The sequence below is a fragment of the Leifsonia poae genome, from assembly GCF_027921845.1.
Classification (GTDB): Bacteria; Actinomycetota; Actinomycetes; order Actinomycetales; family Microbacteriaceae; genus Leifsonia; species Leifsonia poae.
On sequence record NZ_BSEN01000014.1, the window covers coordinates 21,166 to 36,967 of the forward strand.

Sequence of the window (15,802 nt, forward strand, 5' to 3'; positions counted from 1 at the left end):
AATGTCGGGCATTCGGGCGAAATGAGCGACATCCGGCACCTCTCGCGTCATAGGAAAAGCAGAATGTCGAACGGGGCGTGAGCCGTTCGACGTTCAGGTGTCACCACCACCGACAGGAGAGCACGATGCGATTCGAGATTCTGATCTACAACAACGCCGAGTTCGACGCCGCCATCGAGGGGCCGGATGCCGACCCGGCGGTCACGGCTGAGTGGAAGGAGGTCCACGAGCAGTTGCAGACGGAGCTCCGGGCATCCGACGAGCTGCTGGACTCCAACGAATACAGCCAACAGACCGCGGTCGTCGTGCGCCAGGACCGGGACGCCCCACATCGGGTGCGCTCGACCGACGGGCCGTTCAGCGAGTCCAAGGAGTGGGTCGGGGGCTTCTACACGGTCGACTGCGAGAGCGTCGAGCGGGCGGTCGAGATCGCCGGGCGCTTCGTCGAGGCGCGCTACTCCCCCGTCGAGGTGCGGCAGCTGGTGCATCCGGTCGCGTGAGCATCGACGACCGGGCCGTGTTCACTTGCATTTTCTACAGAGCGTAGAATTGTAAACACGGCTCGGGCGACGATGGCCGGCATCGACGACCGGCGTGGAACCTCGCGTCGACGCGAAAGGCTCCACCATGACCGCTCCACCCTCCGGCGAATCGACGCGCAAAATCGTCACGGCCGCACGATGGAACGAACTCAAGCGCGAGCACACCGCTCGTACCGCGCGCGCCGCCCGCCGTGCCGCCTGGCGGGAGGACGACCCTGCCGCCGCGGGCGACGCTTCCCCGATCGACGACGAACAGGGGTAGCGGCTTACAGCCAGCCCTTGCGCTTGAACGCGAAGTACAGGCCGAACCCCATCGCCACCATCAGGGCCACCGCGAACGGATACCCGAACGCCCAGTGCAGCTCTGGCATATGGGTGAAGTTCATCCCGTAGATCGTTCCCACCAGGGTCGGCGTGAACAGGATGGCCGCCCACGACGAGATCTTCTTCACCTCGTCGTTCTGCCGCTGACCCACCAGGGTCGTGTGCACGGTGAGCGCGTTCTGCAGAACCTGCCGGAACCCGTCGGCGCGCTCGGTGATCCGGATGACGTGGTCGTGCACGTCGCGGAATCCCTCGCGCAGTGCCGCGTCGGCGTGAACCGCCTCGAGGTGGTCCCGCAGCGTCTGCAGCACGGCACCGAGCGGCGCGACGGCGCGCTGGAACAGCATCACCTCGTTGGAGAGCTCGTAGATGCGCCGCGAAACCGCCTGGTCGCCGTTGAAGAGCTGGTCTTCGATCTCGTCGATGTCGTTCTCGAGGCCGGCGATGACGGGCGCGTACTCGTCGACGACCTCGTCGATGATGCCGTAGAGCGCACCGATCGGGCCGTGCTCCAGCATCACCGGGTCCGCCTCCATCCGCTGCCGCACGGCGGCGAGGTCGGGCTTCTCGGCGTGACGGACGGTGATCACGAACTGCTCACCGAGGAAGACGTGCACCTCGCCGAACTCGACCTTCTCGGTCTCGTCGATGTAGCGCGCGGGGCGCAGCACCACGAAGGTCGTGCCCGAGTACTTCTCGATCTTGGCGCGCTGGTGACCGGTCAGGGCGTCTTCGACGGCCAGGTGCGGCAGGTCGAACTCGGTCGCGACGGCGCCGAGCTCCGACTCCGACGGCCGGTAGAGGCCGATCCAGGCGAAGCCGTGGCGGTCGCGCACCGTTTCGAACGTCTCCTCGAGCGAGGTGGGATCGGCGGTGCGTCGTCCTTCCACATAGACGGCGTTGTCGACCAGCATGGCGGCGGCCCCTTCTCTCGGCTGCCGCCACGCTATCCCGTTCAGACTGTGAACTCGACGGGTGCCGACAGTGTCGCGACAGAGGTTCCGACGCGCACGGCGTAGGTTCCCTCTTCGGTGCGCCACGCGTGATCGTCGACCGACCAGTACTGCAGCGAGCGCGGCTCGACCTCCACAGAGGCCACCGTCGCCGCTCCCGGCTCCGAGCGCACGACGGCGTACCCCGCCAGCCAGAGCACCGGACGCTCGATCGCGGAGTCGGACACCCGCTGCAGGTACACCTGCACGACCTGCTTGCCGGCGCGGTCGCCGACGTTGGTCACCGGCACACTCACCGTGAGGCCGTGCGTCGCGACGTCCCCCTCGTGAGCACCCGCCGCCGCACCGGCGCCGAGCGTCGGCTCGCCGAGCTCCCACTCGGTGTAGCCCAGGCCGTGACCGAACGGGATGGCCGGCGCAGGTCCGCCGACGGCCGCGCGACGCGCCCACTCGCGGTAGCCGATGTTGAGGCCCTCGCTGTAGAAGAGCTTGCCGTCCACCGGCTCGACCTGCCACACAGGAACGTCGTCCTCGGCCGCCGCCCAGGTGGTCGGGATGCGGCCGCCCGGCTCACGGGCGCCGCTGAGCACGTCCGCGATCGCCGCGCCCATCTCCTGCCCGGGGAACCAGGTGAGGAGCGTGGCCGGGGCGTCGTCGAGCCAGGGCATGATGACCGGACCACCCGAGTTGACCACCACGACGGTGCGCGGGTTGGCCGCGATGACACGGCGCACGAGCTCGTCCTGACCTTCGGGAAGTCTCAGGTTCGCGCGATCGAAGCCCTCGGACTCGAGCTGGTCGGTGGTGCCGACGACGACGACGGCGACATCCGAGTCGGCGGCGAGCGCCACGGCTCGTTCGAGTTCGGCGTCGGCGTCGGAGAACGGCTCCTCGTAGCCGAGGGTGAACATCACGGCCGAGAGGCCCGCCTGCTGCTGCGGGCGGTGCTCGAGCCGAAGCTCGACGGTCTGACCGGCCGCGAGGCGGATCGGGAACGACTGCTTCGGCGGGTTGAGGAACGCCATGAACGGGTCCGTGCCCTCGGGGAAGAACAGGCCGTCGCTCTTCAGCTCGCCGTCCACCTCGAAGCGGAAGAGGCCCAGCCCGGCGAAGCCGACCGCGTACTCGCCGTCGGCGGGCGCGGTGAACGTCGTCTTCGCCTCGACGACGGCCGTGTCGCCGAGGATCGGGTCGCCCAGCCACATCAGCCGGCCGCTGCCGCGGTGCTCGTCGAGCACGACCCGGCCGTCGTCGGAGAGGAACCGCACGTGCACGCCCGATTCGCCCGTGACCGGATCGGACGCCACCGACGCGTCGACGGGCAGCAACGACTCGGACGACCGCACGCCCGGGGCGAACCGGACGGCGTCGCCGAATGCCTCGGTCAGACCGGCGAGCGGGGTGACGACGTGGTCGGGGAACACGGTCGCCGATCCGCCGCCCTGGCTGCGCGCGATGCGGGCGTGCTGGCCGATGACGGCGATCGACTGGCCGGAGCCGGCGTCGAGCGGCAGCACGCCGTCGTTCTTCACGAGCACGATGCCGTCGGCGGCCGCCTCGCGCAGCAGGGCGTCGATGCGCTCCTGCGGCCACGGCTCGGCGAGCGGCGCAGCCGCCTCGACGCCGGCGAGTGCCCCGATGCGCCCGGCGAGCCGCAGGATGCGGAGCACTTTCTCGTCGATGTCGGTCTCGGAGACCTGGCCGGCGCGCACGGCCTCGACCAGCGCATCCCCCCAGACGCCGTCGGGACCGGGCATCGCGAGGTCCTGCGCAGCCGCACCGGCGGCGACCGTGTCGCGCACGCCCATCCAGTCGGAGACCACGACGCCGTCGAAGCCCCACTCGTCTTTGAGCGGCGAGCGCAGCAGCTCGTTCTCGGTCATCGTGATGCCGTTGACCGAGTTGTACGACGACATCACCAGCCACGCGCCCCCTTCGGTGACCATCCGCTCGAACGGGGCGAGGTAGACCTCGCGCAGGGTGCGCTCGTCGACCACCACGTCGACGGTCATCCGGTCGGTCTCGCTGTCGTTCGCCACGTAGTGCTTGGGCGTGGCTCCGACGCCGCGCGACTGCACGCCCTTGACGAAGGCCGTGCCGACGACACCCGACAGCCACGGGTCCTCGCTGTACGCCTCGAAGTGGCGGCCGCCACGGGGCGAGCGCTGGATGTTCACGGTCGGGCCGAGCGCGACGCCGACGCCCTTGCGCCGCGCCTCGGCGGCGATCAGCTGTCCGAGCTCGAACACGCGCTCGACATCCCACGATGCGGCGAGCGCGGTCGGCGACGGCAGGTTCGCCGAGCTGTCGCGCTCATCCCAGAGCTGCCCGCGCACGCCGGCAGGACCGTCGGAGACGACGATCGTCTCGAGGCCGATCTGCGGTTCGTCGTGGAGGGTCCAGAAGGAGGCGCCGGTGAGCAGGCGCACCTTCTGCTCGAGGCTGAGGTCGGAGACGAGCCCGGCGATGAACTCGTCGGTGTCCTCCGGAGTGGTGGCGGCGGTGTCGGTGCTGGTGTCGGTCATGACGGATGGTTCACTTTCGGTTGAAGAGGCGGCGGCCGTAGTCCCTCTGCAACAGAGGGTAGAACGCCCACCAGACGAGGATCGAGGCGAGGATGCCCGCGAGCACGCCGAACAGGGTGTCGGAGAGCCAGTGAGCGTTGATGAGGGTGCGCTGCCAGACGATCCCGGCGACCAGCACGGCGGAGATGATCCACCAGCCGAGCCGGCGGCCGGCGGGGATGAGGGCCGCGACGCCGATGACGAGCGCGCCGACCGTCACGGCGTGGCCGGAGGGGAACGAGCCGTGGTCGACGGTGAAGAGGGGGCCGAACAGTCCGTTCGGTTCGTCGGCGGCCGGTCGCGGGCGATTCACGAGGTTCTTCGCGATCTGCGCGATGGCGATGGATGCGATGGCATCGTTGGCGAGGAAGAAGAGCGCCGACCGCCAGCGGCCGACGATGAAGAGCGCCACCGGAATGACGACGATCATCAGCACGGCCCCGGCCAGTTCGCCCAGGTTCTGGAAGAACAGCGACGGAACACTGTTCTCGAGTCCACCCGGACCCGAGCCGACCAGGCGGCGCCAGGCGTCGTCGAGCGGCTGGGTGAACGGGTGCTCCGGGTCGATCGCGACGTGCACGGCGAACGCGACGAACACGGCCAGCAGGGCGAGGGCGGTCCAGAGCATCCAGTTCGGCCGTGCCGACCGCCGCTCAGCGGGCGGCGCGGCGAACGTCGTCGTGCCGGCGGCGGCCGTCATCAGCGGACCGACTTGATGGGCAGCACCGCGAAGGCGCCGACGAGGGCGATGACGATGCCGATCGGGAACAGCGCCGCGTAACCGCTGAAGACGACCACAATCAGTCCGGCGATACCGGGTGCGAGCGTCTGCGGGAGGGTCGCGGCGATGTTCAGCACGCCGAGGTCTTTGGCGAAGTCGTCCTTCGACGGCAGCACCTCGCTCATCAGGGCCGTATCGACCGACTGGTACGCGCCGAAGCCGAGGCCGGAGACGAACGAGAAGATCAGCATGCCGGTGACGGTGGGCATGACCAGCGGGAAGACCAGCGAGATCGCGAGGATGACGCCCGCCACGATCACGACGATCTTGCGGCGTCCGAGCCTGTCGGAGAGCGGTCCGCCGATGAGGGTCGCGATGATGATGCCCGCGAGGCTGACCACGCCGAGCAGTGGCACGATGGCGACAGCCTGATCCTTGAGGCCGATGAAGTCCTGCAGGATGTACAGCTGGTACCCGGTGACCATGAAGTAACCGGCGTAGAGGAGCAGGCGTCCGGTGAAGCCCCAGAAGAAGTCGGGGTGCTTGCGGGGGCTGACCCAGAAGGTCTTCGCGAACGCGACGAGGTTGAACGGCGGCTTCGGCTCGCCCTTGTTCGAACGGTCCGGGTTGAAGATGATGAACAGCACCACGATGATCATCGCCAGGCCGGCGAAGGTGAGGTAGCCGGCAGGAACGTTCTGCGCGAACTGCACGCCGACGATCTGGCCGCCCAGGGCGCCTACCATGACACCGAGCCCGGCCAGGGCCGAGAACGTTCCGCGCACGGCACTGGGAACCCGGTCGGGCAGGATGGCGCTCAGCGGACCCTGCGCGAAGTTGTACGCGATCTGCACGATCACCCAGGCGATCGCGACCTGCACGACCCCGTTGGCTGCAGCCATCCCGACCAGGGCGAGTCCGCCGACGAGAGCGCCGGCGACCATCCACGGCGCGCGACGGCCGAAGCGGCTGCGCGTACGGTCGGACACCATGCCGGCGATCGGCTGAGCGAGCATCGCGGCGAAGGCGCCGATCGTGGCGACCACGGCCAGCGTTCCCGCCTTGGCGCTGTCACCGACGATGCCCTGGATCTGCAGGGGAAGCAGGATGCCGGGAACCGCTCCCCAGATCATGAAGATGCCGACGTTCGCGAACATCATCGAGATCATCAGCTTGAGCAGTTTGCCGCGCACCTTGACCTTGGGGGCGACGGCCGAGGTGGCCGAGGTGGGCGCCGCGCTGAAGGCGGAGCCGGAGGTGGTGAGTGTGGAGGCGAGTGACGAGCTCTCGACCGTGCCGGTGAGATTCGGCGGAATGGTCGGCTGAACGGGGCGGGGCTGGTTCGGATCTGACGGCGATGTCACGAGGGGTGTCCTTTCACAGCAGGCGACTTTGCGTGCTAACACGCGTAACCATAACCGACGACCGCCGCCGAATACAAGCCGTTGCTCGGTTTTCGGTTACCCGCGTAAGCAGATTGTCACCCGACGCCTAGACTGAAGCCAGCATGTTCACACCTCAGGTCGTCAAAGCACCGACCAGCACCGACGTTGCGCTCGCGGCCGGAGTGTCGCGCGCCACCGTGTCGTTCGTGCTCAACGACAAGCCGAACTCGCGCGTCTCCGAAGACACGCGTCATCGCGTGCTCGAGGCCGCCCGGCTGCTCGGCTACACACCGAACAACGCAGCACGATCGCTCGCCAGCGGCGAGGCCGTCGCCGGGTTCCTCCTCTCCGCGTCGCGCCAGGACTACGGTTCGACTCTCGGCCGCACCTTCGACGCGCTCCTCGCCCGCACCACCGACGACGGCACGGATGCCCTGCGCCACACCGACACGGAACAGGCGGGTGCCGAGGCGGCCCAGCTCTGGGCGAAACTGCGACCGGAGGCGGTACTCGCCGAGTCGTCCCGCTGCGACGCGGAAGCGACGGAACTCCTGCGCCTTGCCGGCGTGCGAGCGCTGATCGTTCATGGTGCGGTCGCCGTCGACTATGCGCCGTCGCTCGTCGTGCCGCAGCAGCCGTTCGGGCGCATCGCGGTCGAGCACCTGGCGGCACTGGGGCACACGCGGGTCGCGTTCCTCACGCCGACCGACCCCGCCGCGGCGGACACCGCGCGCGAGCGGCTCGCCGGCGCGCGCACCGCGGCGGACGCGGCCGGCATCACCCTCACCGTGTCGCCTGCGGCCGCATCCAGTGCGTCACTGCGCGATTGGGCCCACGCCTGGCGGTACGACCCGCACGCCCCGACGGCTGCGGTGGCGTACGACGACCGGATCGCGATGGCGGCGGTGCGGGCACTGGCCGATGCGGGCATCCGGGTGCCGCGCGATGTCTCCGTCATCGGAGCCGACGATCATCCGGCCGGTGCCGACTTCATCCCGCGCCTGACCACGGTGACCTTCGCGGCGGACCTGCTCGCGGACCACCTGCTCGACGCCTACACGCAGATGCGCGCCGGCACCCGCGTCGAGCGCGTCGACGCCCCCGCGATCACCCTCGTCGCGCGCGAGTCGACCGCAGCGCCGGCCCGCCCATAATCGAGTCCGAACTTGTTGCTCCCTCCGCTCGGCGTGTCGGGGCAACAAGTTCGGACTCGATTGCAGGGATGAGGCGAATCGCTCAGGCGGCGGCGACGGCGTCGCGGGCGGCGACGAAGGCGTCGACGCAGCGACGGATCTCGTCGTCGGTGTGCGCTGCGGAGAGCTGCACCCGGATCCGCGCCTTGCCGCGCGGGACCACCGGGAACGAGAACGCCGTCACGTACACCCCGCGCTTCTGCATCTCGTCGGCCATGCGCGCGGTGAGCGCCGCATCCCCGAACATCACGGGAACGATCGGATGCTCACCCTCGAGCAGCTCGAAGCCGGCATCCGTCATCAGCGACCGGAACAGGTAGGCGTTCGCGATGAGCTGCGACCGCAGGCCGTCCGACTGCTCGAGCAGGTCGAGCGCGGCCAGCGTACCGGCGACGATCGACGGCGCGAGCGTGTTCGAGAAGAGATACGGACGCGCGCGCTGGCGCAGCAGATCAACGATCTCCTGGCGCGACGACACATAGCCGCCGGATGCTCCACCCAGCGCCTTGCCGAAGGTTCCGGTGTAGATGTCGACCCGGTCGGCCACACCGCAGAACTCCGGTGTGCCCCGCCCGTGCTCGCCCACGAAACCGACCGCGTGCGAGTCATCGACGAAGACCAGCGCACCGAACTCGTCGGCGAGGTCGCAGATCTCGCTCAGGGGTGCGATGTAGCCGTCCATCGAGAAGACCCCGTCGGTCACGATGACCGTGTGCCGGGCATCCGCCGCCTGAGCCGCGACGAGCTGCGCGCGCAGGTCGGCCATGTCGCGGTTCTTGTAGCGGTAGCGCTTGGCCTTCGACAGCCGGATGCCGTCGATGATCGACGCGTGGTTGAGCTCGTCGGAGATGATCGCGTCCTCGGCGGAGAACAGCGTCTCGAAGACGCCGCCGTTCGCATCGAAGCACGACGAGAACAGGATGGTCGCCTCGGTTCCGAGGAACTGCGAGACGCGGCGCTCCAGTTCGAGGTGCTGCTCCTGGGTTCCGCAGATGAAGCGCACGCTCGCGAGTCCGTATCCCCACTCGTCGAGCGCGCGTTTCGCCGCGGTGACGAGTGCGGGGTGGTCCGCGAGTCCCAGGTAATTGTTGGCGCAGAAGTTGAGCACCTGGGCGCCGTCGGCCGTGATCAGCGCCGCCTGCGGACCCAGGATGCTGCGCTCGTGCTTGGTGAGCCCGGCCTCCTCGATCTCCGCCAGCTGGGCCGCGACGTGTTCGCGAAACGTTCCGTACATCAGAGCTCCGTCCAGTCGAGGATGACCTTGCCTCCGCCGCCGGCAGCCGCCGCGGCGAATCCGTCCTGCCAGTCGCGCGCCGCGAACCGGTCGGAGACGATCGACGCGATCGCCGTGCGCAGCACCTCGCTGGTCTGCAGCATGGCACCCATCGCGTTCCAGGTCTCGAACATCTCGCGCCCATAGATCCCCTTGAGCGTGAGCATGTGGGTGACGACGATGCCCCAGTCGACCGCGATCTGCGACGACGGCAGGCCGAGCATCGCGACGCGACCGCCGTGGTTCATGTTCTCGATCATCTGCGGGAGGGCCGTCGGTGCGCCGCTCATCTCGAAGCCGACGTCGAAGCCTTCGCGCATCCCGAGCGCCTCCTGCGCCGACCGGATGGGGGCCTGCGAGACGTCGACCGTGAAGTCCGCTCCCATCCCCATCGCGAGCGCGAGACGGGATGCGCTGACGTCCGTTCCGACGATGAACCGGGCGCCCACGTGCCGCGCGACTGCGATCGCCATGAGACCGATCGGGCCGCATCCGGTCACCAGCACGTCTTCGCCGACGACCGGGAACGCGAGTGCGGTGTGGACGGCGTTGCCGAGGGGGTCGAACAGCGCGCCCACCTCGGGCTCGATCGCGCTGTGATGCACCCAGACGTTGGTGGCCGGCAGCGTGAGGAACTCGGCGAACGCCCCGTTGCGCTGAACGCCCAGCCCCTGAGTCCGGATGCACATCTGGCGGCGTCCGGCGCGGCAATTGCGGCAGGTGCCGCAGACGATGTGCCCCTCGCCGGAGACCAGGTCGCCGAGGGCGACGTCGTGCACGAGGGGGCCGACCTCGACGACCTCGCCGAAGAATTCGTGGCCGGGGATGAGGGGGGCCTTCACAGCGGAGGCCGCCCAGTCGTCCCAGCGCTGGATGTGCAGATCGGTTCCGCAGATGCCGGTGCGGAGCACGCGGATCTTGACGTCCTCCGGACCGATCTCGGGTTCTGGTACGTCGACCAGTTCGAGGCCTGGTGCGGCCTCGCTTTTGAACAGCGCCTTCATCGCCACCTTCCTTGTAGGAATTCTGTGTTCATGGTGCGCGCGGCCCTCGTGAGGCTGCGGATTCACCGCAGTAAGCCTACGCGGCGCGCGCCGAGTCGTCTCTTCCCGTTGAAGGGCGGCTAACGCAGCCAAAACGGCGGTTTTGGATGCGTTAGCCGCCCCTCGACGAAAGGCATTCGGCCTTCGGCCGCGCGCTCAGCGGGAGGCGGCACTCCGCGCGGGCTGGCCCTGGTCGAAGTAGTCGATCAGCTCGGGGACGAGGGTCGGGACGGGGAGCGTGCGGCCGTCGCCGCGCAGCGATTCCGTGGCGACGACACCGGCCGCCACCGCGTTGCGTGCCGCGACCGGCGACGTCTCCGTCGCGCCGCCGTCGCGCACGAAGCGAACGAACTCGGTGATGAGCAGGCCGTCGGCGCCACCGTGGCCGCCCACCGCCTCCGGCACCACGAACGTCTCGTCCGCCGGCGCCGCCCCCTGGTGCCGCCGGTTCCACAGCTTGACCTCGGCCCCGGACTCGTCGCCGAAGTTCTCGATGCGCCCCTCCGTACCGATCACCGTGTAGTTGCGCCAGTAGTCCGGTGTGAAGTGGCACTGCTGGTACGAGGCCAGGGCTCCGTTGTCGAGCACCATGTTCACCTGCGAGATGTCCTCGACGTCGATCACCGGGTTGAGGCCCTCGGCGGCCGTGGGCGGCCAGTTGTCGAGGCTGAACCAGTCGCGCATCCGCTCACCCGATCGGTCGCGGCGGTCGTCGATGTCGCCGTAGACGCTCAGCGACCCGATCGCCTGCACCCGGCTCGAGTAGCCCCCGGCCAGCCAGTGGATCACGTCGATGTCGTGAGCGCCCTTCTGCAGCAGCAGCCCGACCGACTTGGAGCGGTCGGCGTGCCAGTCCTTGAAGTAGAAGTCGCCGCCGTTGCCGACGAAGTGCCGGCACCAGATGGCCTTGACCTCGCCGATGCGGCCCTCCTGGATGAGGCTGCGCATCAGCGCGATCACCGGCATGTGACGCATGTTGTGCCCGACGTAGAGGCGCGAGCCGGTGCGGTGAGCCGCTTCGAGGATGCGGTCACAGTCCTCGATCGAGATCGCCAGCGGCTTCTCGCAGAACACGGCGAACCCCGCCTCCAGGGCCGGGATGGCGACCGCCGCGTGCTGGTCGTCCGGCGTGAGTACCATGACCGCGTCGAGATCGAGCGCGAGGAACTCCTCGAGGCTCGCGGTGACGGCGGCATCCGGGAACGCCGCCAGCGCCTCTTCGCGCGATCGTTCGCTCAGGTCGCACACGGCGACGACGGCGGACCCGGCCCCCGGCCGATGCGCCTCGAGGGCCAGGTGCCCTCGCAGCCCGAATCCGACGACCCCGATTTTGACGTCCACGAAAAACTCCTTCGGTTGTGGTGCTGATGGTGATGGGTGGTGCGGTGGTGATGGATGGTGCGATGGTGCGGTGGTGCGATGGTGCAGTCGAGCGCTCGGTGCGCCGATTCGCACGGGAGGCGGCATCCACGATGCCGCCGGAGCGCCGGAGCGCCGGGGTGCCGGAGCGCCGCCGACGGCCCGGGGCGACCTGCCTAGGCCCCGGTCGACTCGCGCACGATGAGCGACCACTCGAAGACGTGCAGCTCACCGGGCTCCGGTTCGCCGCGGCCCTCCAGGGCTCGGTCGACGATGATCTCCGCCTGCCGCCGGTAGAAGTCGGTAGGGCCGACGGTCGAGAGCGCGGGCTGGATCAGGCTGCCATCCGGTGTATTGCCGACGCCGATGACCGCGACGTCGTCCGGCACGCGCATCCCGAGCCGGTGGGCGGCGTTGATGGCCGCGATCGCCGCGAAGTCCGTCGTCGCGTACAGCGCAGTCGGCCGGTCGTCGCGCGAGAGCACCTCGAGCGCCGCCGTGAACGCGCTCGCCTGGGTGTCTTCGAAGAAGCCGACCCACTCGGGTCGCACCGCGATGCCGCGCTCGGCCAGCGCATCCCGATACGCCGAGTAGCGGGTCTCGCCCCGCGACTCGAACGAGCCGCGCGTCGTGAGACAGGCCACGTCCGTGTGCCTCTCGAGCAGGTGCTCGACCGCGAGCCTCGCTCCGGGAAGCGCATCCGACCGGATGACGTCGAAGCCGTTGGGCTCCAGGGTCTCGTCGAACACGACCAGCTTCTGGCCCCGCTCGACCAGGGCCGCCAGCTTGCGTTCGCCCTCGACCCGGTCGGCGCCGATGCCGTCGACGTAGGCGACATCCGCGTGCTGACGTTCCAGCGCGCCGAACCAGTCGCCGTCGGCGAGGATCATCGTCGTCAGGTCGTGCTCGTTGGCCGCGGCGTTGACGGCCGCCGCCACCGCGAGAGACCAGGGGTCGCTGAGCATGTGGAGCGACAACTGCACCACGCCGGTGCGCCCGGTGCGCACGGCCTGAGCCGAACGGTTGGGGTGATAGTTGAGCCGTCGAGCCACCTCGTGCACCCGGCGGGCCGTGTCCTCGCTCACGCCTGGGCCGCCCTTGGAACGGCCCGAGAGCACGTACGACACCGTCGCGGTCGAGACCCCGGCCTCCGACGCCACTGTCTTCAGGGTGGGGCGGGTCGACTCGCGCTGCGCTGCTTCCGTCACCGGCTCATCCCTTCGATCCCGAGAAGGCTATGCCCTGGATGAACTGCTTCTGGAGTATGACGAACGTGATCAGCATAGGAAGGGACGCGAGCAACGCGCCAGCCATCAGAACCGGATAGTCGGTTCCATGCAGACCGACCAGCTGCGAGAGCCCGACGGACAGCGGCATCTTCGATGGATCCGTCGTGATGACGAGCGGCCAGAGCAGGTCGTTCCACGACCAGAGCACCGTGAAAACGGTCAGGGCCACGATGCCCGGCTTGGCCAGCGGCAGCATGATCCGCCAGAACGTCTGCCACACGCTCGCTCCGTCGATGCGCGCCGCCTCTTCGAGCTCGGCAGGCATCGACATGAAGAACTGACGCATCAGGAAGGTGCCGAACGCGCTGAAGATGCCCGGGATGATCAGACCTTGCAGCGAGTTGAGCCAGCCGAGCGACTGCACGATCTCGTACTGCGGCAGCAGGTAGAGCTGCGACGGCACCATCAGCACCGAGAGGAACACGACGAACAGCGCGTTGCGACCACGGAACGGGATGCGCGCGAACGCGTAGCCCGCCATGGTGCACAGCACGACCTGTCCGACGGTGCGCCCGATCGTCAGCACCACGGAGTTGACGAACATCATCGCGAACGGCATGGAGTCGAACACCTTGGCGAAGTTGCCGAACTCCCACGGGCTCGGGATGAGCTGCGGGGGCACCTGCACGGAGCCGTTGAACGTCTTGAACGCGGTGAGCACCTGCCAGACGAACGGGAAGACCATCACGATCGCCCCGAGGATGAGCAGCCCGTGCACCAGCCAGGGCTGACGCCGGCGCGGCTCGGAACCCCTGGTCGAGAGGGTCGAAACGCTACTCATAGTGCACCCACTTCTTCTGCAGCCGGAACTGCACGACGGTCAGCCCCAGGATGATGATCAGCAGGAGGAACGCGATGGCCGCCGCATACCCCCGGTCGTTGTCGAGGAAGCCCGCCTGATAGAAGAGGTAGACGATCGTGCGCGTGTCCGGCATGGCCGGGTTGGTGCGCCCGATCATCAGGTAGACCAGGTCGAACACCTGCAGCGAGCCGATCACGCTGATCACGCTCACGAAGAAGATGCTCGGGCTGAGCAGCGGCACCGTGATCGAGAAGAACTTGCGCACGGGGCCGGCGCCGTCGAGATCCGCCGCCTCCATCACGGTGTCGGGGATGGACTGCAGGCCGGCCAGGAAGATCACGATGTTCGTGCCGAGCCCCGCCCAGATGCCCACCAGCGCCACGGCGTACAGCGCGGTCGCCGGGTTCGTCAGCCAGCTCGTCCCCTGGATGCCGACGACCCGCAGCGCCTCGTTCAGGATGCCGTAGTCACCGTTGTAGAGCATCCGCCACACCAGCGCGATCGCGGCCGGCATGGTCACGACCGGCAGGAAGTACAGCACGCGGTACAGGCCGCGTCCGGCCAGCCCCTTGGTGTTCAGCAGACTCGCGATCACCACGGCGATCGGGATGCCCACCAGTGCGATGACCGTATAGATCGCCGTGTTCGCGAGGGCACCGAGCAGGTCCGGATCGCTCACCAGTCGGGAGTAGTTGTCGAGCCCCACGAACGTCGAACCGCCGAAAGCGCCCGACTGGGTGAACGACAGGATGAACGTGCGGATCGTCGGCCAGAGGTAGAAGACGACCAGGCCGAGGGCGGTGGGCCCGATGAAGAGCAGCGCCCACCACGGCGAGGCCGAGGGGCTCTTGCGCCGCCGGGTCGCGGATCCACCCGCGGCCGGGGCCGCCCCGCCCGGCGCCGGGGACACCCCCGGCGCCGAGACGGTGCGCCCTCGCGATTCGGTTGCGACGGACATGGGCTACTTGTTCTCTTTGTCCAGCGCGGCCTGCATCTTCGTGGCCAGCGTCTTCAGCCCGTCCTCCGGCGAGACGCTCAGCGCCCACACCTGCGACAGGGTCTGGTCTTGGATGGTCGTCCAGGCGGCCGTGTTCTTCGAGGCGGGATACGGCACGGCCGTCTTCAGCCCGTCGGTGAAGATCTTCAGATCGAACTTCGGCATCGAGTCCACCCAGGTCTGCTGGGTGCCGTTGTACGCGGGGATCACCGCGCCGGCCTCTGCCTGGATGTCGGCGGCTTCTTTGCCGCTGGCGAACTCGGCGAACTTCTTCGCGGCGTCGAGGTGGGCCGACTTGGCGTTGGCGACATTCGCGAGTCCGTGCACGACCGACTGGTTTCCTTCGGGCCCGGCGGGCAGGGCCGCGACGTTCACGAGGTCTTTGGTCGCAGCATCCTGACCGAACTTGTTGGCGCTCCAGGACCCGCTCCAGTACATCGCGATCTTGCCGGAGACGAACGCGTCCTCCGGCGACGTGTCGGTCATCTGCTGCTGGGTCGGCGAGACGCCGTCTTTGATCTGGTTCGTCCAGAACTCGATGCCCTTGAGCGAGGCCGGGTCGTCGTAGCCGGAGGTCTTGCCGTCTTTGCTGATGACGTAGCCACCGGCCTGCGGGATGGTGTTGTAGTAGTTCTGCTGGTCGTTGAGGGCGGCGGCACTGCCCCAGACGCCGGCGCTCTTGTTCGTCAGGGCCTTGGCGTCGGCGAGGTAGTCGTCCCACGTCCAGCCGGCTTTGGGGTACGCGACGCCGGCGGCGTCGAAAAGCTTCTTGTTGTACCAGACACCGATGGTGTCGAAGTCTTTGGGGGCGCCGTAGAGCTTGCCGTCGTAGGTGTAGATGTCGACGAGCCCCTTGGAGTAGTTCGCGGCGTCGACGTCGTCGAGCGGTGCGAGCATCCCGTTGGAGGCGTAGAGCTTGATGTTCGGGCCGTTCATCCAGAAGACGTCGGGCGCGCTGCCGCCGGTCGCTGCGGTCTGCAGCTTCGTCCAGTACTGGGCGAACGGGGTGACCTGGATCTTGACGTCGATGTCCGGGTTCTTCTTCTCGAACGCGGCGATGATCTTCTCCATCGCCGGCTGCTGCACCGGGTCCCAGATTCCGTACTGCAGCGTGACGTTGCCGCCATCGCCGCCCGAGCCGCTCGCGCAGGCGCTCAGGCCGACGGCGGCCAGCGCAGTCGCGGCGACGGCGGCCGCGATCCGGAATCTGTGGGTGGTGCGTCGCATCTCGATCTCCTTTGATGTGGGGCGGTGCCAGGTCGTTAATCGATTAACGTGTTAATCGATTAACGGCGACTCTAGGCAAGGACCACCGGATGCGTCAAGCAACGATCACCGCAGGTGCGCGGTTCGATTG

At 68.4% G+C, this 15,802-nt stretch carries 14 protein-coding genes; 3 read left to right on the forward strand and 11 right to left on the reverse strand.

Annotated features, from left to right (window positions below; all coding sequences use genetic code 11):
- The first annotated feature begins 125 nt into the window (after positions 1-125).
- The gene (locus tag PKE84_RS14410; RefSeq protein ID WP_271177964.1) at positions 126-500 is read left to right on the forward strand and encodes a YciI family protein; all 375 of its coding nucleotides are present in this window, start codon (positions 126-128) and stop codon (positions 498-500) included.
- Between the two features lie 127 nt (positions 501-627).
- On the forward strand, positions 628-804 hold the full coding sequence (locus PKE84_RS14415) for a hypothetical protein (protein ID WP_271177965.1): 177 nt from the start codon (positions 628-630) through the stop codon (positions 802-804).
- Between the two features lie 4 nt (positions 805-808).
- On the opposite strand, the gene corA is transcribed toward PKE84_RS14415, so the two are convergent.
- From corA to PKE84_RS14435, 4 genes are read right to left on the reverse strand one after another with little or no spacing between them, the layout of a single operon-like run.
- Complete coding sequence (corA, locus tag PKE84_RS14420; RefSeq protein ID WP_271177966.1) at positions 809-1,780, reverse strand: magnesium/cobalt transporter CorA; 972 nt, start codon at positions 1,778-1,780, stop codon at positions 809-811.
- 41 nt (positions 1,781-1,821) lie between these two features.
- A complete protein-coding gene (locus tag PKE84_RS14425) occupies positions 1,822-4,344 on the reverse strand; it encodes a beta-glucosidase family protein (RefSeq protein ID WP_271177967.1) in 2,523 nt (840 codons plus the stop codon).
- Positions 4,345-4,354: 10 nt separating this feature from the next.
- Positions 4,355-5,083, reverse strand: coding sequence for a phosphatase PAP2 family protein (locus tag PKE84_RS14430; RefSeq protein WP_271177968.1), 729 nt, complete (start codon positions 5,081-5,083; stop codon positions 4,355-4,357).
- Entirely contained in the window at positions 5,083-6,468 is a 1,386-nt protein-coding gene (locus PKE84_RS14435; protein WP_271177969.1) for an MFS transporter, read from the reverse strand. Before PKE84_RS14435 ends, PKE84_RS14430 begins: the two co-directional genes overlap by 1 nt.
- A gap of 143 nt (positions 6,469-6,611) precedes the next feature.
- Between PKE84_RS14435 and PKE84_RS14440 the strand changes: the two genes are divergently transcribed.
- A complete protein-coding gene (locus tag PKE84_RS14440; protein ID WP_271177970.1) occupies positions 6,612-7,643 on the forward strand; it encodes a LacI family DNA-binding transcriptional regulator in 1,032 nt (343 codons plus the stop codon).
- A gap of 82 nt (positions 7,644-7,725) precedes the next feature.
- Here the strand turns inward: PKE84_RS14440 and PKE84_RS14445 are convergent, their stop codons facing one another.
- From PKE84_RS14445 to PKE84_RS14475, 7 genes are all read right to left on the reverse strand, one after another.
- Complete coding sequence (locus tag PKE84_RS14445) at positions 7,726-8,916, reverse strand: glycine C-acetyltransferase (RefSeq protein ID WP_271177971.1); 1,191 nt, start codon at positions 8,914-8,916, stop codon at positions 7,726-7,728.
- On the reverse strand, positions 8,916-9,959 hold the full coding sequence (gene tdh / locus PKE84_RS14450; RefSeq protein WP_271177972.1) for an L-threonine 3-dehydrogenase: 1,044 nt from the start codon (positions 9,957-9,959) through the stop codon (positions 8,916-8,918). Before tdh ends, PKE84_RS14445 begins: the two co-directional genes overlap by 1 nt.
- 195 nt (positions 9,960-10,154) lie before the next feature.
- On the reverse strand, positions 10,155-11,339 hold the full coding sequence (locus PKE84_RS14455) for a Gfo/Idh/MocA family protein (protein ID WP_271177973.1): 1,185 nt from the start codon (positions 11,337-11,339) through the stop codon (positions 10,155-10,157).
- 194 nt (positions 11,340-11,533) lie between these two features.
- Positions 11,534-12,565, reverse strand: coding sequence for a LacI family DNA-binding transcriptional regulator (locus tag PKE84_RS14460; protein WP_271177974.1), 1,032 nt, complete (start codon positions 12,563-12,565; stop codon positions 11,534-11,536).
- Between the two features lie 4 nt (positions 12,566-12,569).
- Entirely contained in the window at positions 12,570-13,427 is an 858-nt protein-coding gene (locus PKE84_RS14465) for a carbohydrate ABC transporter permease (RefSeq protein WP_271177975.1), read from the reverse strand.
- Positions 13,420-14,406, reverse strand: a complete 987-nt coding sequence (locus tag PKE84_RS14470; RefSeq protein WP_271177976.1) for a carbohydrate ABC transporter permease — start codon at positions 14,404-14,406, stop codon at positions 13,420-13,422. The genes PKE84_RS14465 and PKE84_RS14470 overlap by 8 nt, the downstream gene beginning before the upstream one ends.
- 3 nt (positions 14,407-14,409) lie before the next feature.
- A complete protein-coding gene (locus PKE84_RS14475) occupies positions 14,410-15,672 on the reverse strand; it encodes an ABC transporter substrate-binding protein (RefSeq protein ID WP_271177977.1) in 1,263 nt (420 codons plus the stop codon).
- Between the last annotated feature and the right edge of the window lie 130 nt (positions 15,673-15,802).